Source organism: Nocardia sp. Marseille-Q1738 (genome assembly GCF_965283145.1).
The window spans coordinates 445,319-471,731 of record NZ_CBDIMS010000005.1 but is presented as its reverse complement, the minus strand read 5'-3'; the positions used below and the strand labels follow the sequence as shown (position 1 = coordinate 471,731).

The following is a 26,413-nucleotide window of genomic DNA, read 5'->3' as shown; positions in this document are numbered from 1 at the left end:
CAGCCGGAAAAATAGCTGACTTAAATACCCGACCCTCCACACGGGGGGTGAAGAGCCGGAACCAAAAATAATTGGCACTGACATTCATCGACACACTATTGAGTTCTCAAAGAACACACGCACACACATTCACTCCGGATTTCCGGACCTTCAGTGAGGCAACCTATCCAGCTTAGCTCAGCCGTTCACCCGATCAAAATCAGGGTCCCGATCAAGCTAGTGTGATCGCCAGGCGCTCCTCGTCCTACCTCGTTTCCCGGTCCCTCCGCTCGGCGTTTCCGCTTCGCTTCTCGGCTCCGGGTCGGTGTCCGTGTCGCTCTGACCTGGAATAAGTTACGCGGCGGATTTCACTTCGTCAAATCGCCTGGGCAGCGCACTATTTCGCAGGTCAGAGGCACGCGATCGGCGGCATGAACGGCCGAATGACATGAATGTGATTCAAGCCACCACAAGATCGTTCCGGAGCGGCCGGCTCAGTGGGCGAGGGCATGCGCAGCGCCGCGGTGCAGCGGTACGGGAGCGGTATCCCGGGCGGTATCCCTGCTGATTCCTTTCGCGGCCGAGTTGGCCTGTTCCAGCTGGGTTTTGCGGTCGAACAGGGTCCTGGTCAGCACACAGGCGAGATCCGCGTCCAGGTCGTCGCGGACGAGCAGGACGTTCGGCACGACAATCGTCCTCACCTCGGCGGGCAGGCCGTACGCGGCGGCGGGAATGGTCCCCTCTTCGTACACGGGATTGATCGTGCGCAGGCTGCTCAGCTGGTCGGCGACGTCCAGGAATCGGACGCGGTCCTTCGCCACGGTGAACAAGTCGGTGATTCCCGGCGTGGGCAGGCCGCCGGAGAAGAACATGGCGTCGATCGACCCGTCCTTCATGCCGTCCACGGTCTTGGTGAGATCCAGTCGCTGGGCCGAGATGTCGCGATCGGGATCGAGACCGGCGGCTTGCAGTATCCGCTGCGCGATCACCTCGGTGCCCGACTTCGGCGAGCCCGTGGAGACCCGCTTGCCTCGCAGGTCGGCCACCGAGGTGATGCCCGCGTCCCGGCGCACGACCACCTGGGTGTAATTCGGATACAGCCGCGCGAGCGCCTGCACCGGCTGTTTCTTGCCGTCGAAGCTTCCCGTGCCGAGCACGGCGTCGGCGGCACTGTCGGCCAGGGAGAACGCCACCTGGTAGCTGCCCGCGACGACCTGCTGGATGTTCTGCACGGACGCCCCGGTCTCGGCGGCGGTCGCCTTCACTTTGCCGTCGGTGGCCTGTGCGATCTGGTCGGCATAGGTGTTGCCGAGCGCGAAATACACCCCGGTGGCGTTACCGGTCGCGATGCCGACTCGGGTTTCTCGCTCGAGCGCGCAGGTGACCGCGGCGCCCGAGTCGGTGTGCGGGGCGTCCCTGCGGCCGCCGCAGCCCGCGAGCAGTCCCGCCGCGATCGTGATGACGGCGAATATCAGTGCGGCTCTTCTCATGTCGTTCTCCTTCGCGACAGCAGAGTGATACCGGCGGCCGCGAGCAGCGCGCACGCCCCGGCGATCAGCGTGGCGGGCGCCAAGTACAGCAGCGTCAACCCGCCGACGGCGGCCAGCACGCGTGCCGCGCGCGGCGCGGGTCCGATGCCGGGGAGCCAGCCGCCCGTGGCCGCCGCCAGCGCGGCGACACCGACGCACGCGACCACGGTGGTCCAGAGGATGCCGAGGATCGGCCCTCGCCCGAGCAGGTATTCGCCCGGCCCGGTCAGGACGAACACGATCGGCACCAGGAAGGCGGGCAGGGCGTACTTCAGGGCCTGCCACATGGTGGGCACGGTGCGGCCTCCGGTGATCGCGGCGGCGCCCACCGCCGCGAGCGCGGTCGGCGGCGTCACCTCCGAGAGCACCGAGTAGTAGAAGACGAACATCGCGGCGGCGGGCGCGGGCACGTCGAGGGCCAGCAGCGCCGGACCGATGATCGCCCAGCCGATGATGAACGACGCCGTGACCGGCACGGCGAGCCCGAGCAGTGCCAGCGCGACGGCGGCGAGTGCGACGGTGCAGGCCAGCACGACGGTGTGATTGTCCGACAGCGCCTTCGCGGCGCGCACCAGCAATGCCGCGAGCTGTGCGCCCAGACCGGTCTTGGTCGTCATCGCGGTGATCACGCCCGCGGCCGCGCATACCGCGACCACCGGCAGCGCCGAACGGACGCCGCTGCCGATCGTGGCGAACACCAGGCGCGGCGACCGGGCCGCGCCTCGGGTGCGCGCGTCGAAGAAGGCCAGGACGAACGCCAGCGCGGTCGCGTAGACCACCGCTCGCGTCGCACTCACCCCGATGAGCAGCAGCACGACGATCGCGATCAGCGACAGGAAGTGATAGCCGAACCGCAGCAGGAGCCGACCCGCGGACGGGCCGCCGACCTCGACCGGTTCGGTGCCCAGCCTGCGCGCATCGATCTCGACGGCGAGCAGGATGCCCAGGTAGTAGAGGAGGGTCGGGATCAGCGCCCAGCCGAGCACGGTGACATACGAGACCTCGAGGTATTCGGCGACGATGAACGCCGCGACCCCCAGCGTGGGCGGCGACAGGATCGCGCCGACGCCGGCCGCGGCCAGCATGCCGCCCGCCTGTTCGGGCGGGTACCCCGCGCGCCGCAGGATCGGCCAGGTCACCGCGCCCACGCTCACCGCGGTGGCGGTGCCCGATCCGGACACCGTGCCGAGCAGGAAACCCGAGGCCACGGCGGTGCGCCCGGCAGCCCCGCGCGAACGCCGGAACGCCGCGACCGACAGATCCACGAAGAACTGTGCCGCGCCGGAGAATTCGAGCACCGCGCCGTACAGGGTGAACAGCACGATATAGGTAGCCGCGACATCGAGCGGGGTGCCGTAGAAGCCGCTTCCGGAATTGAACAGGGCGTCGATGATCTGGCCGAAGTCCAGTCCGGCGTGCGCGATGCTCCATTCCTGCGGCAGCAGCCCTCCGTAATACCCGTAGGCGAGGAAGACCAGGCACACCGCGGGCAACACCCAACCCGTCGTCCGCCGGCACGCCTCCATGACGAGCACCAGCAACACCGTGCCGACCGCGACATCGACCGGGTCGAGCAGTCCTTGCCGATCGAGGAACGCGTTGTATCCGCCGCCGCCCGACCCGATCGTCATCGGGGCCACCGGATACAGGCAGACCGCCAGCGCCACCACTGCCAGCAACCAGTCCACGACGCCGGGGCGGTTGCGCCGATCCAGGAAGCGAAGGCCCGACCCGTAGGCGAGAAACACCGTGGGCAACGTGCCCGCCAGGAAGATCACCAGGTAGTACTGGCTACCCTGCGCCAACGGCCGGAACACCTGCCACAGCGCGAGAATCGCGACGGCGAACGCGGCGACGGCGACCAATCGCTCCGCCCAGCCGCTCAACACCCGCGCGGGCCGCTCCTCGTCGTCGAACTCGACGACCGGCGGGCGCTTCTGCTCGTCCACCCGAGCGCCCAGCGTGTCCGACATGGCGAGACGATAGCAACACGCGCACGCCGGTGTACCGGCTTTGACGACAGCCGCAGCGGGATCAGCCGCCAGGGGCGATCGATACGCTCATCCGCAGCACCGTAGTGCCGCCCTTCGCGCGGGTCAGGCGAATATCGGCTGGTCGCGGAGGTGTCCTAGGGTGGATTTCCCGCCGCGCGAAGTAATTTGGCGCCGAGGGTGGTGAGCAGGTCTTTCATTTCCTGGGGTTCGATGACCTCGAACTCGAAGTTCAAGTGAGCGATGCGGATGGCGGTCCACTCCAGGGAATCCGCTGATGTGCGCAGCAGGCAGGTCCGCGCGTCCACGGCCTCGATCTCTTCTGGACGAACCCGGAAGGATTCGACGAGCGTGTCGGCCGGGGCGTGGACGCGCAGGACCACGTGGCGGGCCGGGCGGGAGCGGGCCAGCTGGCTGGTGACGAAGCTTGCCGCGTCCGCGGCGGGCAGTGCGCGTGGCGTGCAACGTATTCCGGTGGGATGCGGGGAAGTCACGCGGTCCACGCGGAAGGTGCGCCAGTCGGCGCGGTCGACGTCCCACGCCACCAGATACCAGCGGCGGCCCGCGGAGACCAGGCTGTGCGGCTCGGCGAGGCGGCTGGTTTCGGCGTCGGCCTTGTCCCGGTAGCGGAAGCGGATCCGTTCGCCGTCGCGTGCGGCGGCGGCCAGGACGACGAGGATCTCGGGGCCGATCACCGGGCCGGCGGCGGGACCGGCGAGCGACACGGTGGCGGTGTCGATCGCGTCGACCCGGCGCCGCAACCGCGACGGCAGCACCTGCTGCAGTTTCACCAGGGCGCGGGCGGCCGATTCCTCGATACCCGCGACCGCGCCTTGGGCGGCCCCGCGCAGGCCGAGCGTGATCGCCACCGCCTCCTCGTCGTCGAGCAGCAGTGGCGGCAGGGCGGCACCTGCTTGCAGCTTGTATCCGCCGACCGCGCCGAGGCTCGCGACCACCGGATACTCCAGCTCGCGCAAGCGCTCGACATCCCGCCGCACCGTCCGCACGGTGACTCCGAGCCGCGCGGCCAGTTCCGGACCGCTCCATTCGCGGCGCGTCTGCAGCAGCGACAGTAGCTGCAGCAGGCGCGCGGCGGTCTGGGTCACGCGATCCAGTATGGACGCGAACGAGGACAGAAACCGACCTCATCGGCTCCTAGCGTGGCGGCCGTGCATGCAGATCGAGACACCATCAGGATCGTCGGGGCCCGCGAGAACAATCTCCGCGACGTCTCGCTGACCATTCCCAAGGGCAAGATCGTGGTCTTCACCGGCGTCTCCGGTTCGGGGAAGTCGTCGGTGGTCTTCGGGACCGTCGCGGTCGAATCACAGCGGCAGCTCAACGAGACCTTCACCTGGTTCATCCGCAATCGGCTGCCCAAGTACGAGCGGCCCGAAGCCGACGTGATCGACAACCTGGCGCCCGCCGTCGTCGTCGACCAGAAGCCGATCGGCGGCAATTCGCGTTCCACGGTCGGGACCATGACCGACATCCAGTCGGTCATCCGCGTGCTGTTCTCCCGGCACGGTGTGCCCAGCGCGGGCGAGGCCACGCGCTATTCGTTCAACGATCCGCTGGGCATGTGCCCGGCCTGCGGCGGGCTCGGCCACGTGGTGCGTCCGGATCTGGACAAGCTCCTCGACTCCGGCAAGTCGCTCAATGAGGGCGCAATCACCTTCGCTCCCTTCGCGATCGGCACCTTCCAATGGCAGCTCTACGCCGAGTCCGGGCTGTTCGACCCGGACAAGCCGCTGCGTGAGTTCACCCCGGAGGAGTGGCAGTTGTTCTTGCACGGCAGCGGTTTTCGGGTACCGCGACGCAACAGGAACGGATCGGCGGGCAACAATGCCTACGAAGGACTGCTGGAGCGGTTCGACCGGCTCTACATCAAGCGTGACCTCGCCGCGCTGTCGGACAAGAATCGCGCGGCCGCCGAAGCGGTGGTCACCGAGGAGGTCTGCCCGGACTGCGGCGGCGCCCGGCTCAACGCCGCCGCGCTGGCGAGCCGGATCGATGGGCTCGGCATCGCCGACTACGGCCGGCTGGAGATCACCGACCTCATCGAGGTGCTCGCCGCCATCGACGATCCGGTGGCCGAGCCGATCGCGAGCGCCGCGATCGGCCGGTTGCGCCGGATCGAGGAGGTCGGGCTCGGCTATCTCTCGCTCGATCGGGAGACCTCGACCCTGTCCGGCGGCGAGGCGCAGCGCCTCAAGGTCGTGCGGCATCTCGGCTCCAGCCTGACCGGCATGACCTACATCTTCGACGAACCGAGCGTCGGCATGCATCCGCGTGACGTGGGTCGACTGAACAACCTGCTGATCCAATTGCGGGACAAGGGAAATACCGTACTGGTGGTGGAACACTCCCCCGACGTGATCGCCGTCGCCGATCACGTGGTCGACATGGGGCCCGGCCCGGGCTCGCACGGCGGGCGGGTGGTCTTCGAGGGCACGGTCGACGAGCTGCGCCGCGCCGGCACGTCCACCGGCGAGCGGTTGCGCCGGGTGCGCCGGATCAAGGAACACACGCGTCGGCCGACCGGATGGTTGACCGTCACCGACGTCGACACCTACAACCTGAAGAATCTCACCGCGCGGTTTCCCACTGGCGTGCTCACCGCGGTGACCGGCGTCGCGGGCTCCGGGAAGAGCACGCTGGTCTCCGGTGCGTTCGTCGCGGCGCATCCGCAGGTCATCGCGGTCGACCAAGCGGCGATCGCCGCCTCTCGGCGCTCCAGCCCGGCCACCTATCTCGGGATCATGGATCCACTGCGTCAGCTGTTCGCCAAGCGGCACGGCGTGCGACCCGGCCTGTTCAGCTTCAACTCCGACGGCGCGTGCGGCGAATGCGGTGGCGCGGGCGTGATCTTCACCGACCTGGCGTACATGGATCCGGTCACCACCGTGTGCCAGACCTGTCACGGACGCCGGTACCGGCCGGAGGTGCTGGCGTACGAGATCCGCGGCGCGTCCATCGCCGACGTGCTCGAAATGACCGCCGAGCAGGCGCTCGATTTCTGGGACGAGCTGGATGACCAGCGGATTCGTACGCCGCTGCGCTCACTGCTCGATGTCGGTCTCGGCTATCTCACCCTCGGCCGCTCGCTCAGCTCGCTCTCCGGCGGAGAACGCCAGCGCATCAAACTGGCCGATCACCTCCATCGCCGCGGCGGCGTCTACGTCCTGGACGAACCGACCACCGGGCTGCACATGGCCGACGTGGACACCCTGGTCGCACTGCTGGACCGACTGGTCGACGCGGGCAACACGGTGATCGTCATCGAACACGACCTGGACGTCGTCGCCCGCGCCGACTGGGTGATCGATCTCGGACCGGACGGCGGAAAGCACGGTGGGGAGATAATTTTCGCCGGTACGCCGTCGGCATTGCTGGCGGACGATCGTTCCATCACCGCGGACTACCTGCGGCGCAGCGCCCCTGCCGGATGACCCGGCGGTACGGGGCAATCGAGATCAGCTCGCCTGCGGATTTCGCGTGGCCACACTCCGGCCCGACTCGCGCCTCTCGCGGTTCGGCGCGGCAGGACAACGGCGCGTCGCGACGTCAGCAGCAGGCGACCTGCGATTTCGCCGTGCGGCGACGGCTCGATCGCCCAGTCGATGTCGGCCGCGACCGGGCTCGCGTGTTCACGACGGGCCGGGCACTTCGCCGCGGCTCCGTGGTCGTGGCACGCGAATCCGCAGGACGGCAGTTTCTCGACGACCATGGCGGCATCATGAATGGATGACGACGCGCGAGGTGGTTCGGGCGGAGCCGTTCGCGCGGATCTACGACCCGGGCGCCGACGAGCCGGAAGCGTGGTACATCAACGACCACACCCTGGTTCAGGACCAGGCCGGGCGATGGCACCTGTTCGGCATCACCCATCGGGAGCCGGCGGACCCGTTCGACGAAATCGAATTCGCGCACGCCTGCGCCGACCGGTTGCACGGGCCGTGGACCAAGCACCCGTCCGCCATGCGGGTCGATCGAGCCTACGGGGAGACACATCTGTGGGCGCCGTACGTGGTCGGCGCGCACGGCCGGTACCACATGTTCTACGCCGCGGGCGGCACCGACCGCACCGCCGCGGCCATGAACCTGGCCACCTCGACCGACCTGTTCCAGTGGACGAGACTGCCGACGGGTCCGCTGTTTCACGACGGCTACGACGCTCGCGACCCGATGGTGGCGCGCGTGGGCGACCAGTGGGTGATGTACTACTGCGCGACCAGCGCCGCCACCGGCGGTCATCACGTCGTCGCTTACCGCACCAGCACAGATCTCGTGCACTGGGGTGAGCGCCATATCGCCTACACCGACCCGGCGAAAGGCACCGAAGCGGGTAACACCGAGTCGCCGTACGTCTTGCGGCACGACGGTTGGTGGTATCTGTTCATCGGCCCTCGCCCGCATTACGTCGGCACCAACGTCTTCCGAAGCGACAGCCCGTTCCGCTTCCGCATCGGGGACAAAGTCGGCCACATCGCCGCGCACGCGGCCGAAGTGGTTCGCGAGGACGGCCGCTGGTGGATCACCAGTGCGGGCTGGGGCCAGGGCGGAGTCCACGTCGCGTCGCTGACGTTCCCGCAGTCGCGTGTGGCCAAAGCGGTTCCGCGATAAGGCGGTCCGAAGCACCGGCCATGGCTCGATTTCCGCAAACGCGCCAACGAGCCCGGCCACGGCTGGTATCTGTTGATCGAGTCGAACTCTCCGACCATCCCCAACGGGAGGGACCGGCATGGCCCGTATCGGCGTTATCAGTATTTCCGATGGCCGCGACTATGTGCATGCGGGCATCGCCGATTTCATCACCTCGACCGAGGACCGTTTGGTGGCCGCGCTCACCGCGGCGGGACACGATGTTGTCCGCGGCACCGCAACGATCAGCGACAACGCACTGGCGAGTTCGGTGGCGCGCACGGTCGCCGCGGCGGGCGTCGATCTGACCGTGCTGCACTACGCGGTCTGGGCGTTTCCGCATTTCACCATGCTCGCGGCGGGCGCGACCCCCGGCCCGCTGCTGTTGCTGTCGAACATCGATCCCGTACAGCCGGGCATGGTGGGGATGCTCGCGGCAGGTGGCGCGCTCGACCAGATCGGGCGCAAGCACACCAGGCTGTGGGGTGATCCGTCCGATCCGGAACTGATCGAGGCGATCGGCGTGCGGGCACGGGCCGCGGCGGCCGTATCCGGTTTGCGTGGCGCGACATTCGGGCGCTTCGGTGGGCGGCCGATGGGGATGAACACCGCGGTCGCCAACACCGACCAGTGGCAGCGGCGCTTCGGCATCGATGTCGAGGAGATCGATCAGTGGGAGATCGTGCGCCGCGCCGAGCTCGCCGACGCCGGGGAGGCGAAGGCGGCGCGCGAGTGGCTGGAGCGGCACACCGCGGGCGTGCACTACGACGGCGCGAAGCTCACGCCGGAGCTGCTGGAACGCCAGATCCGTTCGTACCTGGCGGTGCGTGAGCTGATCGCGGAATGGCGACTGGATTTCTCCGGCATCAAAGGGCAACCCGAGCTCACCCAGTACTTCGCCACCATGGACGTCACGGAGGCCTTCCTCAACGACCCCTACGACTGGAACGGCCCGAAGGAACCGCATGTCTGCGCCACCGAGGCGGACATGGACGGCGCGCTGACGATGCAGCTGCTCAAACGGATCGCGGGCACCCCGGTGCTGTTCGCCGACGTCCGGCACTATCACGCGGACCGGGACATCTGGGATCTGTGCAATTCCGGCCAGCACGCCACCTGGTTCGCCGCGCGCAGCGCCGATCCCGCGGAAAACCTGGCGAAAGTGCACCTGTATCCGGAGGTGTTCTTCTTCCCGGCGGGCGGGGCCTCGGTGCACCATCTGGCCGCGCCGGGCCGGATGACGCTGGCACGGCTCACCCGACTCGACGGTGACTACCGCATGCAGCTGATGCTCGGCGACTTCGAAGCCTACGACCAGCAGACGAACGAAGCGCTGATGAAGCAGTCCACCTGGGAGTGGCCGCACGCCTTCGCCCGGCTGGACGCGCGAGCCGACGACTTCTTGAATCGCTTCGGCGCCAACCACATCCACGCGATACCCGGCGACCACCGAGCCGCGGTTCGCGCCGCGTGCGAGCTGCTCGACGTCACGCTGGACGAGTTCACCCGGTGACGATGTTTCTCGGCATCGACATCGGGACCTCGAGTTCCAAGGGTGTACTGGCCGACGCCGACGGCACGATCGTCGCCAGAGCCGAACGAGCGCACGACGTCTCCATGCCACATCCCGGGTGGGTGGAGCACGACGCGGAGACGGTGTGGTGGGCCGACTTCGTCACGCTCGCCCAGGAGCTGGTGCGCGCCGCCGAGGGCGCTCCGCTCGACGGGCTCGCGGTGTCGGGGATCGGGCCGTGCCTGCTGCCCGCCGACGCGGAGGGCAAGCCGCTACGTCCGGCCATCCTCTACGGCGTCGACACCAGGGCCAGCGCCGAAATCGCGGAACTCGACGACGAATTCGGGGCGCAAGCGGTACTCGACCGCGCGGGGTCACCGCTGACCAGCCAGGCCGTGGGCCCCAAAGCCCGGTGGCTGGCCAGGCACGAGCCGGAAGTCGCCGCGCGCACCGCGATGCTGCTGATGGCGAGTTCCTTCCTGGTGCACCGGCTGACCGGCCGATACGTTCTCGACCACCAGTCGGCCAGTCAGTGCGTGCCCCTGTACGACCTGCGTGAGCGCGCGTGGGCGACGGACTGGGCCGCTCAGGTCGTGCCGGGATGGTCGCTGCCGGAACTGGCTTGGCCGACCGAGATCGTGGGCCGCGTGACCGCCGATGCCGCGTCCGTCACCGGACTACCGGCGGGGCTGCCGGTCACCACAGGGACCATCGACGCGTGGGCCGAGGCAGCCAGCGTGGGTGTTCGCGCCCCTGGCGATGCGATGATCATGTACGGCACCACCCTGTTCCTGGTGCAGGTGCTCACCGATCCGCGCCCGCATCCCGGCCTCTGGGGCACCTGCGGCGCCTGGCCGGGCACGTACACGCTCGCCGCGGGCATGGCCACCTCCGGGGCGGTCACCGACTGGCTGCGCAAGCTCGTCGGCGGCGAGTTCACCGACCTGGTCGCGGACGCCGCCGGCGTGCCGGTCGGCAGCAGAGGGTTGCTCGCGCTGCCGTACTTCGCCGGTGAGCGCACTCCCCTGTTCGATCCCGACGCCCGGGGCATCATCGCGGGATTGACGCTGGGGCACGGGCGCGCCGAACTGTATCGGGCGGTGCTGGAAGGTATCGCCTACGGAGTGCGGCACAACCTGGCGGCCATGACCGAAGCAGGCGGACAGGCGTCGCGTCTGGTCGCGGTGGGTGGCGGCACCAAGGGCGGATTGTGGACGCAGATCGTCTCCGATGTCACCGGGTTGGAGCAGCAATTACCCGCAGATACCGTGGGCGCCTGTCTCGGCGACGCTTTGCTCGCGGCCGAAGCCGCCGGTGTCGACACCTCCGGGTGGAATCCCGTCGTCGACACCGTGCGGCCCTATCCCGAGCGCACCGCGAAATACGAGGAGTACTACCGGCACTACCGCGAACTGTATGAATGCACGACGAATATCGCGCATTTCCTCGCGGCCGAACACCATCGCGCCGGCACGTCTTCCTGATTGCGGATATCGATGCGACGATGCAAGGTCAACGCGCAGAACCACACGAGGATTCCATGCCGACAATCACCTTGACCCAGCACAATTTCGATTCCGTCGTCGCGTCCAACCCGATCGTGCTGGTCGATTGGTGGGCGGGCTGGTGTGGGCCGTGTCAGCGTTTCGCGCCCGTGTACGAGGCGTCGTCGGACCGGCACCCGGAGATCGTGCACGGCAAGGTCGACACCGAGGCCGAAGTCGCGTTGAGCACCAGCGCGCAGGTCACCCAATATCCGACGCTGATGGCCTTCCGGGAGGGGGTGCTGGTGTATTCCGAGGCGGGTGCCTTGGCGCCGGACGCGCTGGAAGACCTGGTGCAGCAGATTCTCTGGCTGGACATGGACCGGATTCGCCGGCAACTGGCCGAGCAGAACGCGCGACAGCTCGCCACCACGGGAGCCTCCACCACCACACGCCGGGCCGGACTCGCGCCGGTCTCGGCCCGATACGGCTGGCCAGGACTGTGACCACGCCGGGCGCGGATCTGTGGCGGCTGGACGGCGCGCGAACGCGGTCGGTCAGCGCCGAGAATCCCACCGGAGCACCCGGCGCAGGCGCACGCGCGCTCGACGGCACCGGCGCGCACGCGGCTCGATTGCTCGGCGCCGGGTGGAAGGTATCGCCCTCGATCGCGCTCGCCGACGGCGAAAACGCCACGCTGGCCGACGTTTCCGGCCCGGGAGTGATCCGGCACTTCTGGTTGACCACCGAGCGCTCCGTGCTGCGCTCGCTGGCGCTGCGCATGTACTGGGACGACGCGCCGCGGCCCGCGATCGAGCTGCCGCTCGGCGACTTCTTCTGCAACGGATGGGGCGAGCTGGCACTGCTCAGCTCGGAAATGGTGGTTGTCGCGCCCGCGGGTGGCCTGAACAGCTACTGGCCCATGCCGTTTCGGCACCGGGCGCGGATCACGCTGGAAAACCGCTGCGGCCGGGAAGTTCCGGTCTACTACCAAGCGACCTACACCGAGGAGGATGTTCCGGACGCCGCCGGTTATCTGCACACCCGGTGGTCGCGTACGGCCCGCTTGGGCAATCCGGCCGTGCACACGATTCTGGACATGGTGCCGGGGCCCGGCCGCTACGTCGGCACCTATCTCGCCATTCGACCCGGCGCGCCGGGTTGGTGGGGCGAAGGCGAAGTCAAGTTCTATCTCGACGGCGACGCCGAGCACCCCACTATTTGCGGGACAGGCACCGAGGATTATTTCGGTGGGGCCTGGAATTTCGACCTCGACGGGGCATATCGGACATATTGCACCCCATATCTCGGGTTGCATCAGATACTGCCGCCGGACGAAATCTATCGACCGGACCAGCGGTTCGGGATGTATCGCTGGCACGTGCGCGATCCGATCTGTTTCGAGCGCGATGTGCGCGTCACCGTGCAGGCGCTCGGGTGGCGGGACGCGGAAACGTATCTGCCGCTGGATGACGCCGAGATCGCGACGACCGCGTGGTGGTATCAGTCCTGAGCCGATGACTCCGGCGTATCCGATTCCGGGAAGTCCGGCGCCAGGAGCTCGTCAGCGCGGGCCAGTGCAGCGTCGATACCCGCGGTCAGATCGTCCATCGCGGTGAGGCCGTCCAGCAGTCCGGTGATTTCGTCCCGCATGGCGCGCAGTTCCGCGATCGCCGGATCGACCGGGTACCACGCGACCGCCTCGTGCCACCACGGATCGCCGGACAGCCAGGACCACAGCACGTCCCGCACCAGCACCGGGTCGGAGGTGTACATCTGGAAGGACTGGGTCGTCGACCCGGCCCGGTGCTCCAGTTCGTAGACGCCGTCGGGCAGGCGCGTGGCCCGGATGTCGTGCAGGTCGGCGCGGCTGAGCTCGAGAATGGCCTGGTCCGGGCAGGGCGGTTCGTCCAGCAGGTCGCCGAGTGCGTTCTCGGTGAGTTCCAGCAGCGGCGTCCCGTCTCCCGCGCGGATGCGCACGTCGGTGGGGTCGATGCTCATTGCGTCAGTGTGCCCGATGGGATGGCCGGTTACCCGAAATGCGCCGTGGCGCGGCGATTCGGATGCAAGGTATGGATATGGCTGTGCTGGAAACGGTTGGAAGGTTCCAGATCGGGGCTAGGATCCGGAGCGGATCGGGGCTGGACGCATGACGACGGTCGCGGGGGTGGACAGCTCCACCCAATCGTGCAAAGTGGTCGTTTGCGACGCCGACACCGGTGCGGTCCTGCACCAAGCGCATGCGGCGCACCCCGCAGGGACCGAGGTCGACCCCACCGCTTGGTGGGACGCGTTGCGCACCGCGGGCGCCGGATTGCTCGACGGCGTCGATGCGATCGCCGTCGCGGGGCAGCAGCACGGTCTGGTCGCCTTGGACGCCACGGGCCTTCCGGTGCGGGACGCGTTGCTGTGGAACGACGTTCGCTCCGCCGAGGCGGCCGAGGAATTGATCGCGGAACTGGGCGGGCCGCAGGCGTGGGCGGACGCGGTCGGCAACGTACCGGTGGCGGCGTTGACCATCGCCAAACTGCGCTGGATGGCCGATCACGAGCCGGAACTCGCCGACCGCACCGCGCGGGTCCTCCTGCCGCACGACTACCTGACCTGGCGGCTGCGCGGCGGCGATCCAGGACGCATGCCGGAGCCGACCACCGACCGCGGCGACGCTTCCGGCACCGGGTATTGGTCACCCAACAGCGGCGCTTACCGCGAAGACCTGCTCACCATGGCCTTTCGCGGACGCACACCAGCGCTGCCCAGAGTGCTCGATCCCGCCGAACCGGCAGGTCGGGCGCCGTGGGGTGCCCTGGTCGCCGCGGGAACCGGAGACAACGCGGGGGCCGCACTCGGTTTGGACATCGCCGAAGGCGACGTGGTCGTCTCGCTCGGCACCAGCGGGACGGCCTTCGCCCGCTCCAGCCGCGCCTGCGCCGACCCGAGCGGCGCGGTCTCCGGATTCGCGGACGCGACCGGCGCGTTCCTCCCGCTGGTCTGCACGCTCAACGCCGCTCGCGTCCTGACCTCGACCGCAGACCTGCTCGGCGTCGACCTGCCCACCCTCGAATCGCTTGCCGCACAGGCGCCACCGGGCGCGGACGGCGTGGTCCTGCTGCCCTATCTGGCGGGTGAACGCACGCCCAACCTGCCGCATGCCACGGGCAGTCTGCACGGGTTGCGCCCGGACGCCATGCGTCCCGCTACCATCGCCCGCGCCGCCTACGAGGGCATGCTCTGCCACCTCGCCGACGCGCTGGAGCATCTCACCGGCATCGGCGTGACGCCGCGCCGGGTGCTGCTCGTCGGCGGCGCCGCCCGCTCGCCGCTCGTCGCGGCGATCGCCGCCCAGGTTTTCAGTGTCACGGTGACGGTGCCGCAACCGGCCGAGTACGTCGCGCTGGGCGCCGCCCGACAGGCTGCGTGGGCGCTCAGTGGCGCGCCCCGACCGCCCGCCTGGCAGGCGCGCACGGTCGCGGAGGTACCCGCTCCGGCCGACGCCGAGGTCGGGCAGCGGATTCGCGCGCAGTACCGGCGGGCACGCCAGGCGCTCTACGACTGACCGAGGCATTCACGCCGACGAACCGCCACCGCGAGTTCGCGCAGATATGCCGAGGTTTCGTCGTCGGCCGGGAAGTATGCCTCCACCGCTATCTCGTCGAGGGTGATGTCGAAGGCCGTACCGAAGGTGGTGATCGTGCTGAAGAAGGACAGTTCGACGTCGCGGTGGCACAGCCTGATCGGCAGCGTGATGGCGCCGTGATCGCTGTCGGCGGTACGCGCGAGACCGTAGGACCGCAGCTCCTCGTGCAGCGCTGCGAGTTCGGGATCACCGGTGGTCATGACCTGGCGAGCCAGCCTGGGCAGCAGAAAGGCGCGGACCTGCTCCAGGTTACGAAGCCGGGAGGAGAATCCATTGGGATGCAGACCGAGTCGCATCATGTTGATCGGTGCTTCGAGCAAAGCCGGGTCGACGTCGTCGAAGAACACCCGCACGCAGCCATTGGCCTGTACCAAGTTCCAGCGCTGGTCGACAGCCAGGGCCGGGTACGGCTCGTGCAGGTGCAGCACTCGTTGGACGGCGTCGCGGGCACGCCGCAGCGCGGGATCGCTCCAGTCGCGCCCGCGAAACTCAGGGGCGTGCCCAGCGGCGATCAGCAGGCGATTGCGTTCACGCAGCGGAACGTTCAACTGCTGGGCCAGGTGCAGCACCATGGATCGGCTGGGTATTGTCCGCCCCGTTTCGACGAAACTGACGTGCCGGGCGGACACGTCCGCCTGAATGGCCAGATCCAGTTGGCTCAACTTCCGCCGGTGCCGCCACTCCCGCAGCAGCTCGCCGACTCCCCGCTCACCGATCATCGGCCCAGTATCACGGCGCTATGGTTGCGTCCGCCATTACATGGCAGGTAATCGACGCCGCCACCGGGCCGCTGCCAGTCTCGTCGGCATGACGGACAACAACGTGGCAGCACGCAACAAAGAACTGGTTCTGCGCGGATTCATGGAGTTCGCGGCGGGCGACATCGAGGTGCTCCGCACTCTGCTGCACGACGACTTCATCGAGCACAGTCCCGGAAACCCCTCCGGCAAAGACGCTTTCATCGAGTTCATCGCGCAGGCTCCCGTGGCCGGTTCCCGCCTCGAGCTGGCCCGCGTAATCGCCGACGACGAGTACGTGGTCATGCACTACCGCATGGTTGCGCCCGACGATGAGCGTGGCGTGGCCGTCGCCGACATCTGGCGCTTCGTCGACGGAAAGATCGTGGAGCACTGGGATGTCGTGCAGCCGGTACCCGAACCAGCGGAGATTCCGCACGGCATGTTCTGAGCGAGGATAATCGTGTGCTCGGTGGGCGGGGGCGGGGCTATGGTCGAGCGCGTGACGTGGACCGCGCCCGACCTCGAACGCGCCGTGACACCGCTGGTCGCCGAGGAGCGCACCATGCTGCAAGCCTTGCTCGACCGGCAGCGCGACACCCTGCTGTGGAAGTGCGCCGGGTTGACCGGTGACCAGCTCCGGATTCGCGGCGTCGAACCCTCACGCATGTCACTGCTCGGCCTGGTCCGGCACCTGACCGAAGTGGAGCGCGGCTGGTTCCGCCGCGCCGCCGCTGGTCAAGACCTCGCGTACGTCTACTGCTCCGAGGACAACCCGGACGGCGACTTCGACGACATCGCCGACGCCGATCCCGGGACGACGTTCGCCGCCTTCCGAGCGGAGATCGCGAATGCCGACGCCGCCGTCGCGGCGCTGCCGCTGGACCACACTTTCCGGCACCGCTGGAGCGACAACGACTACAGCGTGCGCTGGGTGTACCTGCACATGATCGAGGAGTACGCCCGGCACAACGGGCACGCCGATCTGCTGCGCGAGCGGATCGATGGTCTCACCGGCGACTGACGGCCCGCGCTCGGCCGACGCGCTCGCCGCCCGAAGCCCTACCGCAAGTGCGGAATACAGCCGCACCCACCTGACCGCGCTGAAAGAAGCCTTTACATGACCGACCCGGTGCTCGAACTGACCGACGTGACGTTCCGCCGCGACGGCAAGAAGATCATCGACGGGATCTCGCTCACCGTGCGCGCGGGCGAACGCTGGGCGCTGCTCGGCCCCAACGGTGCGGGCAAGAGCACCCTGCTCGGCTTCTGCGGCGCGGTCACCTTCCCCACCTCTGGCTCGGTGCGCGTGCTCGGCGCGGAGCTCGGCCGCGTCGAGCTACAGCGCCTGCGCGGCCACATCGGCCATGTGAACCCGCGCCACCCGCTGCGCTCACCGCTGACGATCCGCGAAGTGGTGCTGACCGGCCTCACCGCGACGATCGATACGCCGATGCGCTGGACACCCACATCGGACGAGTTCGGCCGCGCCGACGCGATCATCGACACCGTTGGCCTGACCGGCAAGGCGAACGAGATCTGGCCCACCCTCTCCCAGGGCGAGCGCGGACGCACGCTCATCGCGCGTGCCCTGATCGCGCAGCCGCGGCTGCTGCTGTTCGACGAGCCGTCCACCGGCTTGGACGTCGCCGCACGCGAACAACTGCTGCACACCATCGACACTCTCGACCGGACCCATCCGGACGTCGCCTCCATCCTCGTCACGCACCACTTGGAGGAACTGCCCAGCACGACTACCCACGCCCTGCTCATTGCCGACGGCCACACCGTCGCGGCGGGACCCGCGCTGGAGACGATCACCACCGAAAACATCACCACCGCCTTCGCCCACCCGGTCGAGGTCCGTTACGACGACGGACGCTGGACCGCCCGCGCGGCCCGCAGACCGACGGCGTGGCCGTCGCAGTAACCGATCTCGCCCAGCCGCACCACGGTGGTAACGCCGCTGTAATCGCCACACCGCAAAGGCGTGTGAGCATGCAACGAAAGCGCCTATCGCCGAAGGGAATCCAGCTCTGTGTGGCAGCTCTATCGAGCAGTACTCTGCACCGACGACCATCGCCTGCTCGGCTACGTCGAGGCGGGCGCGAAGCTCATGGAACACGCCAGGATCGGCCACCACCTCGTCCAAGGAGTCGAGCGGCTGCTCGAAACGCCCGCCCGGGTGGTGTGGGCTGGTCAGGCGGCTCCGCGAGGTCAACCGGACGGCGAAAACCTCTACCGGACAGCGAATTCCGTCGCGGCACTGGTAGCGCCCGAGCACGGCGCCGTCGGCCGCTACCTGCTCAATCACGACCTGCGGGTCTTCGTGGACAAGGCGACGGTGCTGGAGAACGACGCCCGTCATCGCATCCACCCATTGCCTCTGCTCACCGCGGAACCCGCACCGGACACCGGCCGCACCGTCGGCGACCACACCCTCCTGGGCTCTTGGGCGTATGCCCTGGTGTCGGTGCGCGACATCGTGCCGGAGGGATTCGAGCAGATGAAGTTCGACCTGGTCGAACGGTGCAACTGATCGCGACCTAGTGCCGAGCCGTGTCCTCCGGCGAGCCGGAGCGGTATTCGGCCTCGGCGAGTTCCTTCAAGTTCAGCAACTGTTTGCGCATCATGATGACGTCACCGAGCGCCAGCGCCACCGCGACGGGTTTGGGTCCGCCGAAGCGGATCCGGACCACCAGTCTGGTCCCCGTCCCTTCGGGACGCACCGCATAGGTGACACAGATACTGCCGGTGATCAGCGTGATGTGCCGGCCGAGCACGAAGGAGTCCAGGTCGAACTGGGACATGAAGCGCTGTCCCACTGCCAATTCGGTGAGTGCCGGATCGCGCCGGCGCGGGCTCGACTTGCCGAAATTGTCCAGCAGGTCGTAGCTGTAGGGAGCGATGCGCAACTGGCACAGCCAGGCGAAAACGAGCGCGGGCGGCGCCGCGATGCTGATCGCGCGGTCGGCCTGAAATCCACCGGGCTGCCGTTCATCGCACGGTAGCGGTGCCTCACGCTCGGCCTCGGTGGCGCCCCACACCCTCCCGGGGATCATGCCGCTGCCGCGATGCGACGCAGCATCCCACGCACCGCCATGCGGTGGCCGCCGGTGCCGATGACCAGGGCACGATAGACCTTGCCGGACAGTCCCGGGAATTCGGCGAAGCTCCGCGCGCGGACACGCGTCCGGCTCGGACCCTCCTCGTCCAATTCGAAGATCAACTGGTACTTCGAGAACCAGTGCTCGCCCCGCAGCGCCAAGCGACGCGGCTCCTCGGCGGATTCCAGGGCGAATCCGCCGCCCACCGACGACGGATCGTGCGGATCTTTGCAGACCACTTTCAGCACCGCTTTCCACGCTCGATCCCGATTCGCGTCGACCGATCTGGCATGCTCATCTATATAGGACAACCGCTCCATATAGAAGGAACGTACTAGTACATGGCACCACCCCGCAAGCACGACACCGACGTGATCCTCGACGCAGCACGCACCCTGGTGCTCGCCGACGGACCCCGCGCGGCCAGCGTGTCGGCGATCGCCGAGGCCAGCGGCGCTCCGGTGGGCACGCTGTATCACCGCTTCGGCAACCGCAACGGCGTGCTCACCGCCGCATGGTTGCGCGCGCTGCGGCGTTTCCAGGACCGCACCCTCGCCGCGGCCGACGAGTCCGACCCGGTCGAGGCCGGTGTCGCGATGGCGCGGGCCGCCCTGCGGTTCGGGCGCGAATTGCCCGAGGACGCGAGGCTTCTGCTGAATCTGCGGCCGAGCGATCTGCTCGACGGCGGCCCCGACGTGGAGTTCCACGCCACCTTGGCCGAGATGAACGCACCCTTGATCGAGCATCTGCGTCGCGTCACGCACGCATTGTTCGGCCGCGACGGCGAGCGCGAAATCGACGCGGTCACCCGCGCGATCGTCGACCTTCCTTACGCGGCGCTGCGTCGCCACGCCCACGCCCCGGCACTGCCCGAATGGCTGGAAGACGACGTGACCGCCGCCGCCCGCACCCTGCTGACCTCCTACCGAAGCTGACTACTCCGGCGCCCCGGTCCTCGGCGTCTCGACCAGCGCGGGCGTGAGTTCACCGAGATCGGAGATCACCGCGGAGGCCAATCGCAGCGCATCGGAGGCGGGCGGGTATTCCGGACGCGGGGCCGCGATGACGCGCATGCCCGCCGCGTAAGCCGAGCGCAGCCCGTTGCTCGAATCCTCCACGGCGACACAGTCGGTGGGCCGCTGACGCAGGAACGTCGCGACCGTCAGATAGACGTCCGGCGCGGGCTTGCCCCGATCGACCTCCTCGGTGGAGAACGTGACGGTGAAGAATTCGATCAGACCGGTGCGGGCGAGCACACTGTCGATCAGGGCACGGGGCGACGAGCTGGCCAGTCCGAGCGGCCAGTGTTCGCTGATCCGCTGCACGGCCTCGACCGCACCCGGCAGCAGCGGGACGCCCTCGTCGTAGCGCTCGGCCATCCGGTCGACAACCTCACGGGCGACGGTCTCCGGCGGCTCGCCGACGCCGAGCTCACCGCTGAGGTACTCCGACCATTCACCGGTGCTCATCCCCATCAGCCGCCGTTGGGCGTCGGGCAGCCACTGGCCGCCCTTTTCCGCGACATACGCGCGCCGCACCCGCTCCCACACCGGCTCGGAGTCGATCAGGACGCCGTCCATGTCGAAGACGACCGCCGTAACACCCATGGGCACATAGCCTTTCACCAGACGAAGATGTCGATCGAGGTCGAGTCCCGCACTCGACCGCCGGAACCGCGCGTCACCGGGAGGTACGCGATAGCCGATAGCGCACCAGCCTAGGCGGCCGCATCGCCTTCGTTCGGCTGGCGCGCGCTGAAGATGGACAAGTCCGGCGGCCCCCGGCAGCGCCCGTTCTGCGGCGACAGCGCGCTACTGGATGGCCCGGCACCCACCCAGCGAACATTCACCACACAACCTATAACGTGTTCTCATGAACGAACCGCAGACCGGCGACGCGCTGCCGAGCAAGGAGCACCACGAGGGCGGGTTCCGCCCGATGACCGAGCTCGTCGCCGCCCACGAGGCCGCCAAGGACGACATCTCCCGCGGCGGGCCCCACTACGGCCAGTTCATCGAACAGGTCCGCGGCCTGATGGACCGTGTCCGCCTGGCCAGTCCCTCCGACGACTTGGCGGTAGAGGCGATCGGCCTGCTCAAGCAGCTGAACGACAAGCTCGACGACGCCCTCGTGGACGAGTGGTCGACCCCGAACTGGACCCGCTTCGACCTGCCCGCCCGCGGCAACATCACGCTGCCACCCTTCTTCATCGACCACGTCGACAAGCACGGCGTCGACGCCCGCATCACCTTCCGCACCTTCCACCTCGGCGGCAACAGCGCCGCCCACGGCGGCCAGATCGCCATCGCCTTCGACGACCTACTCGGCATGGCCGCCGCCGTCCACGCGGGCGCGGTAACCAGAACCGCCTCCCTCACCGTCGACTACCGCTCCATCACCCCGCTGAACACCGAACTGAAGGTGCGCACGTGGGCCGAACGCCAGGAAGGGCGCAAGGTGTACGTCCGCGCCACCCTGCACGACGGCGAGCGCCTGTGCGCGGAGGCCAACGGTCTTTTCGTCGTGCTCAAACCCGGCCAACCCTGACCTGCGGAGGGTTCAAGAGAACAAGCGCGCCGCCAGACAGAGGCCGCCGCATGATGCGGTTGCCAGTGATGCCTGTCAGCGGTCGCGGCTGATTCCGCGGCTTCGCTCGGGTCCATGCCTGCCACCGCGTTGGACTCGTGGCGCTCGGCCGTCCGGGTCGCGCTGGACGGCGGCAGAAGGTGCTTCGGCTTGGCCTAGTCCGAGGATTTTGACGACTTCGCCGGGGATGCCTTGCTGTTGGAGGCGGGCGAGGTATTCGGCGCGTTCCTTCTCGGCTGCCTCACGGGCGGCTCGCTCTTGTGCGCGGGCTTGCTCGGCGGCCTGGGAGGCCGCGCGGGCCTGGTCTTCGCGTTCGACCGTGGCGGCGATCGCTTCGATGCCCTATACCACGTCTTTCCGCTGGTCCTCCCGGCCCTGTTCGAGCACCGTTTCCATGGCCTTGATCTGTTGTGGGGTGTGTCCGGCTGCCTGGAGCATTTCACGGGCTTGCTCTCGTTCGGCCTCGCGTATCTTTTCGAGGTCTTGGAGCATCTTCGCGTGCGCCGCGCGCAGTGGTTCGACCTCGACAGCGCGTCCGCGTTCGCGTGCTACTTGTAGTTGGCGGGCTTGTTCTTCGACCTGCTTGCGTAGCTCGGCCTTCTTGACTTCGAGCTGCTTGCCCGCCTCGAGGTTGCGGGCTATCTCGTTCTCGCGGGCTATCTGGAGCTGTTGTGCCTCGCGGGCCTTTGCCAGCTCCTTGCCGATCTGGATCGCCTGCGCGAATTGCTCGCGAGAGACGACTATAACCTGAAACTGGTCTGGGTACTTTGTCTTCAGTTCCTGGATTTTGTCGGCCGCTTCTCGGCTGATCGTGGATGTAGGCGCGATGTACCATTCGATGGTGCGACCGGTCTTGAGGCCGTGTTCGTCTTTTTCGAGCTGCCGCACGGCGTCGGCGCCGAGTTTCCCGGCTTTGAATTCCATAGAGTGGGCGAGCTTTTTGTGTGCCGAGTCGTCATAGCGTCGACCTTGGTCGGTTGCTCGGTATACCTCTGTTTTCCAGCCTCGGTCCTCGGTGCGGCCGAGAATCTGAGTCATTCCATCGCGGAACAGGTTTCCGAATTCGCGCGCGTTGCCCCTCCGCTTGCTTTCCTTCCGCCAGTTTTCGATCGAGCGTGCTCGTTTTCCTTTGAACCATTGGCGGATGACATATTTCTTGTAGCGTTCCTGCTCGTCGTCCACGACGATTCCCCCTGCTCAGGGCGAGTGCTCACCCTTGCGGGGAGGTTCTCCCGACTTTCCATATCTCGTAATCCTCGGCTTGGTAGCCGAATATCCGACTCCATTGGTTTCCGGTCCGCCGGAACATGGTGGCGGTCAGTAGCTGGACGACGGCCAAATATTCCGGGTTGTAGGGCAATCGGATGACTGGGCCGAATCCCTTCGGGTTGTCGTCATCGTCGTAGTCCGGCACGTTGCGCCATTCGCCTTCGAAGTTCCGGCGAAATACCTCACCGAGGTAGCGATGGAACTGGTCGGCGATGTCGCGGTTTTCCAGCAGATCAACCGATTCCATGGTCGGGAAGATCCGAAGCGCGGCTGCTTCAGCATGATCCAATCCTGCGGCGGACCATGGATTCTCCGGCATGTCGGGCACGGTGACATCAAGGAATTGGCCGATTCGTTCGGACATATGGCTCAACCATTCCATCCAGCGCGGGTCTTGCTGGTCGGCTGCGATCCGTTCGAGTTCCGCTGCGGTGTAGGGCCGTTCGCTCATGGTTTTCCTCTCGACTGTCCCTTTAGACCTGGGTGTGGGCAGGTCAGTGTCTCAGGTCACGGTTGCACATACAGTCGCTCGTTGGGCAGGCGCGGGTATGTGCGCGTGTCGTGCAGGTCGATGGTGACGGCGTCGGCGTAGTGGTGGGTCTGCTGCTCGTGAACGAACTCGATTGCGGCCGAGAGGCATGCGGTGAAGTCGAACTGTATGCCGTGCAGTGAGATCGCCAGATGCACGTCTGGTTCCTCGGGATGCAGAGATCGTCGCGCGGGCCGAACTGGGTGAGTCGGGGCGCGTGGCGGTGTGGCGGTGCGGTGGTGGCGGTCCAGCACTGGTACGGGTCTCCTCGGCTCGGTATGGCGGGGCCAGGGGTGGGGAAGGCGGGCGGGTTCGGTTGGGCATGCCGAAGCGGGTCCCGCACATGTGCGCAGCCTTCCTTGGTGCCCCGGGGATGAGCGCCGGGCGCAAGGGCCTTGCGCGCCGGGGCGGTCTGGGGATGGGGGTATCTACCTGGGGTCGGGGTTGTCGTGTTGTGCGACGAGTACCGGTATGAGTAGATCGAGCACGGTCAGTTCCTCGGCGGCGGGCACGCTGTCGAGGATCGGATCGAGGATCGGCGCGGCGTACAGCCGTCCGGTGTCCGGCGCGGGCACGGTTCGGGCGCTGGCGATCAGTTCGTAGATCACCAGCGCGAACACACGCACACGAGCGGCGCCGGTCATGCCCTTACCGTCCGTGCACGAGACGACGGTGGTCAGCACGTCGGTGAGGACGTCGATTTCGGCGGCGGCGCGGTCCTCCTCGTCGGTCATTGGCGGGCCTGGGGCCGGTGGGCGGCGAGGCGGGGGTCATTCGAGGGCTGACCTGCGGCGGGGTAACCGTATGGGGCGCGGTCATCGACTACCCGGATGCCGATCCAGGGGCATTTCTGGCCGTAGGGCGTGTCCATCGGCGAGTCGTGGGAGGCCATACGTCCGTTGATGATCGGCACTCGCTGCCCGAAGCACTGGAACGACGGGCACTTCACCCACAACAAAGCACCGGTCGCATCGTTGAATGCCACCATGCCGCAATGGAATACGCTGATCCACGGCTCACACTTCGGGCCGCACCCCTGCGGAACAGGGCTGGTCGTGTGCTCAGGCATAGGCCACCGCCCTCCGACGCCTCTGCATGCGCCGCTGGACGCATCCGCGGATCGCGCCGACCACGATGCAGCCGGAGGGCCGAAACGCGTCACGCGGTGGGTGCACCCAGGCACGGAACAAGCCCGGTCGCTGGCCAGGTCCAGGCAAAACAACGGTGCCGCCGCTGCGGATGATGGACACGTGCAGCCGGGACAGCTCGGCGAACAAGCCGATATCGTTCGGCAAGTCCGGGCCGGTCAGGAACGTCCAACGCTGTGAGCGTGGATGGGTCAGGACCGGTCCCACCCGGTGGCCGTGGCGCTGCATCCACGCCTTGACTTCCCAGCCGACGAAGGCGGGCATCACCAAACCGCAGACGCTGCCGGTCCGTAGCGCGATCCGGCCTAGATGCGCCGGTTCGACCTCTGCGGGCAGACCACACACCTGCCGATAGAAGTGGCACACCGACAACGGGGTGTTCGCAACCTGATCCGGTGAATCCATACGCCCCTCCCTGTGCTTGATTCAACGTGGTAGGCACCCGGCGCCGATGCGGGCGCGATATCAACCCGGCGGCGGGGCCAAATCCAGCCTCAGGGCTTGCCTTAGCAGCCACAATGGCAGTACTGAGCAGCGATGCTGCAAACTACTAATTCCGAGGTATCACGGAGTTGCTTGTGCCCGCGTACCGTTGGCGTATGGGCGCACAACTAGGGGACCGCCTGCGCAGTATCCGCAAACGGCGCGGGCTCACTCAGACCGAGCTGTCAGAACGATCCGGTGTGTCGGTTCAGCTGATCAGGCTGCTCGAGCAGCGAGTACAGGAATCGACGAGAACCGAGACAGCGCGACGGCTGGCGACTGCCCTTCGAGTTGAAACGTCCGCCTTGATCGTCAAGCCGGATGCGGCCGATCCCGAAGCGACAGATGTCGAGCTGTGGGCTGAAGTTCGACAAGCCTTGGCCGGTATCTACCCGGTCGATCAGTTCACTGAGCCGCCTACTATTGCAGGTGTCAGTGCGACGTTCGCAGAAGCTAAGCCGTTGTTCCGCGGAGGTCGCTTCGCTGAACTTGCACCACAGCTTGTGCCGATGCTGCGGGATGCGGATTATCTGGTGTCCGCGGCGGATTCGGGCACAACCGATGCACGTAGGTTGCGGTCGCGGATACGCCAGATGGTGGCATGGCAGATGTGCCTAACCTGGCAGTTCGAGGCGGCTGATCACGCTATCGCCTTGGCGCTGGATGATGCGCCGGACCTCCGCACGGCTGCGCCGTTGGCGGATGCGGATTGCTGGCGCTGGATCAGAAAAGGCGATCTGGCCAAGGCGCGGGAGGTAGCGACCAAATGGGCGGACGATCTCGAACCGCGGCGGATTTCGAAGGCTTCGCGGGAAGATCTCGCCAGTTGGGGACTGATGCTGCAACGCGTCTCCACGGCGGCGATACGTGACAACCGGCCCGGTGAGGCTGACGACGCGCTGGCGTTCGCGCGCGTCGCGGGGATGGCGATCCGTCACGGTGAGCACGACTCCAAGGATGGTTTGCTGCACGCATTTGGACCGGTCACGGTGCAAATGCTTGCGGCTGAGAACGCGATGGTCGTCGATAAACCAGAAGTGACACTGGCGATTGCTGCACAACTGGAGGGTACGAAATACCCGCTCCCGTGGCCGTGGCAACGTCACCGCCTCGACGTCGCGGCAGCACACGCGTCTATGCGGCAGTACGCCGAAGCGTTGGCTGTGCTTCAGCAGATTCGCCGAGAGCTGCCGGAATGGCTTGTGAAGCAGCGGTTTGCGCGTGACATCCTGGCAAGGATGATCGAGAAGCGACGGACGTTGACGGCAGAAGTCCGAGAACTGGCCGACTTCGTGAGGGTTCCCTACTAACCATTCCGTCACTGCTACAGACAAACAGGCCCGGGTAACCGCGCGGCCTGTTGTCGTTTCGTTAAAATCGACGAGTATGTCAGCTCGAGTTGCGGCTCGGTATCAAGGAAATATTGACGACCGCGCAGTCGATGACCAACGCAACATAGGAGTCATAGTGATCATCGCCTTCTCCGTAACCCCGATAGGGACGGGCGAAAGTGTCGGTGCCGCAGTGGCCGAAGCGGTACGCGTAATACGCGCCAGTGGATTACCGAACGAGACCAATGCCCTGTTCACTACCATCGAAGGGGAATGGGATGAGGTCATGGCGGTCATCAAGCAAGCGATAGACGCCGTCATGGAAGTAGCACCACGCTGCAGCATCGTGCTCAAGGGCGATGTGCGCCCCGGGTCGGCAAACGCGATCACATCGAAGGTCGAGTCGGTGGAGCGGCACCTGAAGGGATCCCATCAGCCGTAGCTCG

At 67.3% G+C, this 26,413-nt stretch carries 29 protein-coding genes; 15 read left to right on the top strand and 14 right to left on the bottom strand.

The window, feature by feature from the left end:
- Positions 1 to 473: 473 nt before the first annotated feature.
- The 3 genes from ACWPXK_RS21625 to ACWPXK_RS21615 form a co-directional block, all read right to left on the bottom strand.
- Positions 474 to 1,469, bottom strand: a complete 996-nt coding sequence (locus tag ACWPXK_RS21625) for a TAXI family TRAP transporter solute-binding subunit (protein ID WP_454197975.1) — start codon at positions 1,467 to 1,469, stop codon at positions 474 to 476.
- Entirely contained in the window at positions 1,466 to 3,481 is a 2,016-nt protein-coding gene (locus ACWPXK_RS21620; RefSeq protein WP_454197974.1) for a TRAP transporter permease, read from the bottom strand. The genes ACWPXK_RS21625 and ACWPXK_RS21620 overlap by 4 nt, the downstream gene beginning before the upstream one ends.
- 155 nt (positions 3,482 to 3,636) lie before the next feature.
- A complete protein-coding gene (locus ACWPXK_RS21615) occupies positions 3,637 to 4,605 on the bottom strand; it encodes a helix-turn-helix transcriptional regulator (protein ID WP_454197973.1) in 969 nt (322 codons plus the stop codon).
- A gap of 63 nt (positions 4,606 to 4,668) precedes the next feature.
- Between ACWPXK_RS21615 and ACWPXK_RS21610 the strand changes: the two genes are divergently transcribed.
- The 6 genes from ACWPXK_RS21610 (at position 4,669) to ACWPXK_RS21585 (ending at position 12,653) form a co-directional block, all read left to right on the top strand.
- Positions 4,669 to 6,951, top strand: a complete 2,283-nt coding sequence (locus ACWPXK_RS21610) for an ATP-binding cassette domain-containing protein (protein WP_454197972.1) — start codon at positions 4,669 to 4,671, stop codon at positions 6,949 to 6,951.
- Between the two features lie 295 nt (positions 6,952 to 7,246).
- Positions 7,247 to 8,125, top strand: a complete 879-nt coding sequence (locus ACWPXK_RS21605; protein WP_454197971.1) for a glycosyl hydrolase family 32 — start codon at positions 7,247 to 7,249, stop codon at positions 8,123 to 8,125.
- Positions 8,126 to 8,243: 118 nt separating this feature from the next.
- A complete protein-coding gene (locus ACWPXK_RS21600) occupies positions 8,244 to 9,656 on the top strand; it encodes an L-fucose/L-arabinose isomerase family protein (protein WP_454197970.1) in 1,413 nt (470 codons plus the stop codon).
- A gap of 2 nt (positions 9,657 to 9,658) precedes the next feature.
- Complete coding sequence (locus ACWPXK_RS21595; protein ID WP_454197996.1) at positions 9,659 to 11,140, top strand: FGGY-family carbohydrate kinase; 1,482 nt, start codon at positions 9,659 to 9,661, stop codon at positions 11,138 to 11,140.
- 56 nt (positions 11,141 to 11,196) lie between these two features.
- Complete coding sequence (locus ACWPXK_RS21590) at positions 11,197 to 11,646, top strand: thioredoxin family protein (protein ID WP_454197969.1); 450 nt, start codon at positions 11,197 to 11,199, stop codon at positions 11,644 to 11,646.
- A complete protein-coding gene (locus tag ACWPXK_RS21585; RefSeq protein WP_454197968.1) occupies positions 11,643 to 12,653 on the top strand; it encodes a glycoside hydrolase family 172 protein in 1,011 nt (336 codons plus the stop codon). Before ACWPXK_RS21590 ends, ACWPXK_RS21585 begins: the two co-directional genes overlap by 4 nt.
- On the opposite strand, the gene ACWPXK_RS21580 is transcribed toward ACWPXK_RS21585, so the two are convergent.
- The gene (locus tag ACWPXK_RS21580) at positions 12,644 to 13,141 is read right to left on the bottom strand and encodes a hypothetical protein (RefSeq protein ID WP_454197967.1); all 498 of its coding nucleotides are present in this window, start codon (positions 13,139 to 13,141) and stop codon (positions 12,644 to 12,646) included. The two genes, ACWPXK_RS21585 and ACWPXK_RS21580, sit on opposite strands and share 10 nt — an antisense overlap.
- A gap of 148 nt (positions 13,142 to 13,289) precedes the next feature.
- Between ACWPXK_RS21580 and xylB the strand changes: the two genes are divergently transcribed.
- Positions 13,290 to 14,696 carry a xylulokinase gene (gene xylB / locus ACWPXK_RS21575; protein ID WP_454197966.1) on the top strand — a complete coding sequence of 469 codons (1,407 nt, stop codon included), beginning with the start codon at positions 13,290 to 13,292 and terminating at the stop codon, positions 14,694 to 14,696.
- Here xylB and ACWPXK_RS21570 read toward each other — a convergent pair.
- Entirely contained in the window at positions 14,687 to 15,496 is an 810-nt protein-coding gene (locus tag ACWPXK_RS21570; RefSeq protein WP_454197965.1) for a helix-turn-helix domain-containing protein, read from the bottom strand. The genes xylB and ACWPXK_RS21570 overlap by 10 nt on opposite strands.
- A gap of 88 nt (positions 15,497 to 15,584) precedes the next feature.
- Between ACWPXK_RS21570 and ACWPXK_RS21565 the strand changes: the two genes are divergently transcribed.
- From ACWPXK_RS21565 to ACWPXK_RS21550, 4 genes are all read left to right on the top strand, one after another.
- Positions 15,585 to 15,965 (top strand): nuclear transport factor 2 family protein, encoded by a 381-nt coding sequence (locus ACWPXK_RS21565; protein ID WP_454197964.1) that lies wholly within the window; start codon positions 15,585 to 15,587, stop codon positions 15,963 to 15,965.
- Positions 15,966 to 16,016: 51 nt separating this feature from the next.
- Positions 16,017 to 16,538 (top strand): DinB family protein, encoded by a 522-nt coding sequence (locus ACWPXK_RS21560; protein WP_454197963.1) that lies wholly within the window; start codon positions 16,017 to 16,019, stop codon positions 16,536 to 16,538.
- 96 nt (positions 16,539 to 16,634) lie between these two features.
- Positions 16,635 to 17,444: an ABC transporter ATP-binding protein gene (locus tag ACWPXK_RS21555; RefSeq protein WP_454197962.1), complete on the top strand. Its 810-nt coding sequence runs from the start codon at positions 16,635 to 16,637 to the stop codon at positions 17,442 to 17,444.
- A gap of 108 nt (positions 17,445 to 17,552) precedes the next feature.
- Positions 17,553 to 18,053: a hypothetical protein gene (locus ACWPXK_RS21550; RefSeq protein ID WP_454197961.1), complete on the top strand. Its 501-nt coding sequence runs from the start codon at positions 17,553 to 17,555 to the stop codon at positions 18,051 to 18,053.
- 7 nt (positions 18,054 to 18,060) lie between these two features.
- Here the strand turns inward: ACWPXK_RS21550 and ACWPXK_RS21545 are convergent, their stop codons facing one another.
- Entirely contained in the window at positions 18,061 to 18,576 is a 516-nt protein-coding gene (locus ACWPXK_RS21545) for a hypothetical protein (RefSeq protein ID WP_454197960.1), read from the bottom strand.
- Complete coding sequence (locus ACWPXK_RS21540) at positions 18,573 to 18,941, bottom strand: hypothetical protein (RefSeq protein WP_454197959.1); 369 nt, start codon at positions 18,939 to 18,941, stop codon at positions 18,573 to 18,575. Before ACWPXK_RS21540 ends, ACWPXK_RS21545 begins: the two co-directional genes overlap by 4 nt.
- Before the next feature lie 21 nt (positions 18,942 to 18,962).
- On the opposite strand from ACWPXK_RS21540, the gene ACWPXK_RS21535 reads away from it, so the two are divergent.
- Positions 18,963 to 19,556 carry a TetR/AcrR family transcriptional regulator gene (locus ACWPXK_RS21535; RefSeq protein ID WP_454197958.1) on the top strand — a complete coding sequence of 198 codons (594 nt, stop codon included), beginning with the start codon at positions 18,963 to 18,965 and terminating at the stop codon, positions 19,554 to 19,556.
- Here ACWPXK_RS21535 and ACWPXK_RS21530 read toward each other — a convergent pair whose 3' ends face one another.
- Positions 19,557 to 20,228: an HAD family hydrolase gene (locus tag ACWPXK_RS21530; protein ID WP_454197957.1), complete on the bottom strand. Its 672-nt coding sequence runs from the start codon at positions 20,226 to 20,228 to the stop codon at positions 19,557 to 19,559. It abuts the gene before it with no gap.
- Positions 20,229 to 20,493: 265 nt separating this feature from the next.
- Between ACWPXK_RS21530 and ACWPXK_RS21525 the strand changes: the two genes are divergently transcribed.
- A complete protein-coding gene (locus tag ACWPXK_RS21525; protein WP_454197956.1) occupies positions 20,494 to 21,168 on the top strand; it encodes a PaaI family thioesterase in 675 nt (224 codons plus the stop codon).
- A 381-nt stretch (positions 21,169 to 21,549) separates the two neighbouring features.
- Here ACWPXK_RS21525 and ACWPXK_RS21520 read toward each other — a convergent pair whose 3' ends face one another.
- From ACWPXK_RS21520 to ACWPXK_RS21495, 6 genes are all read right to left on the bottom strand, one after another.
- On the bottom strand, positions 21,550 to 22,389 hold the full coding sequence (locus ACWPXK_RS21520) for a hypothetical protein (protein ID WP_454197955.1): 840 nt from the start codon (positions 22,387 to 22,389) through the stop codon (positions 21,550 to 21,552).
- A gap of 28 nt (positions 22,390 to 22,417) precedes the next feature.
- The gene (locus ACWPXK_RS21515; RefSeq protein WP_454197954.1) at positions 22,418 to 22,927 is read right to left on the bottom strand and encodes a hypothetical protein; all 510 of its coding nucleotides are present in this window, start codon (positions 22,925 to 22,927) and stop codon (positions 22,418 to 22,420) included.
- A 56-nt stretch (positions 22,928 to 22,983) separates the two neighbouring features.
- The gene (locus ACWPXK_RS21510; RefSeq protein ID WP_454197953.1) at positions 22,984 to 23,163 is read right to left on the bottom strand and encodes a hypothetical protein; all 180 of its coding nucleotides are present in this window, start codon (positions 23,161 to 23,163) and stop codon (positions 22,984 to 22,986) included.
- Between the two features lie 270 nt (positions 23,164 to 23,433).
- The gene (locus tag ACWPXK_RS21505) at positions 23,434 to 23,739 is read right to left on the bottom strand and encodes a hypothetical protein (RefSeq protein ID WP_454197952.1); all 306 of its coding nucleotides are present in this window, start codon (positions 23,737 to 23,739) and stop codon (positions 23,434 to 23,436) included.
- Positions 23,736 to 23,993 (bottom strand): hypothetical protein, encoded by a 258-nt coding sequence (locus ACWPXK_RS21500; RefSeq protein WP_454197951.1) that lies wholly within the window; start codon positions 23,991 to 23,993, stop codon positions 23,736 to 23,738. The genes ACWPXK_RS21505 and ACWPXK_RS21500 overlap by 4 nt, the downstream gene beginning before the upstream one ends.
- A 73-nt stretch (positions 23,994 to 24,066) precedes the next feature.
- Complete coding sequence (locus ACWPXK_RS21495; protein ID WP_454197950.1) at positions 24,067 to 24,558, bottom strand: DNA-directed RNA polymerase subunit beta; 492 nt, start codon at positions 24,556 to 24,558, stop codon at positions 24,067 to 24,069.
- A gap of 194 nt (positions 24,559 to 24,752) precedes the next feature.
- Here ACWPXK_RS21495 and ACWPXK_RS21490 point away from each other — a divergent pair, with 194 nt between their 5' ends.
- Entirely contained in the window at positions 24,753 to 25,946 is a 1,194-nt protein-coding gene (locus ACWPXK_RS21490; RefSeq protein ID WP_454197949.1) for a helix-turn-helix domain-containing protein, read from the top strand.
- A gap of 157 nt (positions 25,947 to 26,103) precedes the next feature.
- Entirely contained in the window at positions 26,104 to 26,409 is a 306-nt protein-coding gene (locus ACWPXK_RS21485; protein ID WP_454197948.1) for an MTH1187 family thiamine-binding protein, read from the top strand.
- Positions 26,410 to 26,413: the final 4 nt, after the last annotated feature.